The organism is Campylobacter concisus (assembly GCF_002913545.1).
Lineage (GTDB): Bacteria > Campylobacterota > Campylobacteria > Campylobacterales > Campylobacteraceae > Campylobacter_A > Campylobacter_A concisus_AV.
In genome coordinates, this window is sequence record NZ_PPBR01000060.1 from 1 (window position 1) to 494 (window position 494).

General features: G+C 46.4%; 1 protein-coding gene. It reads right to left on the reverse strand.

Features of this window, described 5'->3' with window-relative positions; genetic code table 11:
- Positions 1 to 494: proton-conducting transporter membrane subunit (locus CYP05_RS03725; RefSeq protein ID WP_275935743.1), on the reverse strand; the 494-nt coding region annotated here is incomplete at both ends.

The following is a 494-nucleotide window of genomic DNA, read 5'->3' on the forward strand; positions in this document are numbered from 1 at the left end:
CGTGGAAAAATGGTAAGAGGCCCTAAAAATTGCTCATACGGGAGTTTAAAGCGAAGGTGCACGAGGACGACGACGTCACAACTTGCGACCCAGAACATAGAAAATGCGCAAAAATTTGCAAACAAAAACATGATCCAGTAGAAAAACGAGGCGACATTAGCCTGGTGAGAATTCGCCACAAGCGGGCAAGGCACGACACAAGCGTGAGGTATCGAGCTAAAAGAGGGCATCCTTTTGGCGTTTTGTTGCACTAGCGCCATGATGTTGGAAAGGCTCATCGTAAGCACGGCGATGATGTAGACAATAGCTTTAATCCACCAAATTTGAGAGCCTTCAAGCATCGCAAAAATCCTTAACGCAACTATAGGTGCTGCTACCTTTGGTACTATCGACATATAGGCTGCTAGTGGAGCATTTGAACCCGCATAAACGGCAGGTATCCATGTGTTAAAAGGTATGAGCGAGAGCTTAAAGCCAATGGCTGAGGCGATGAA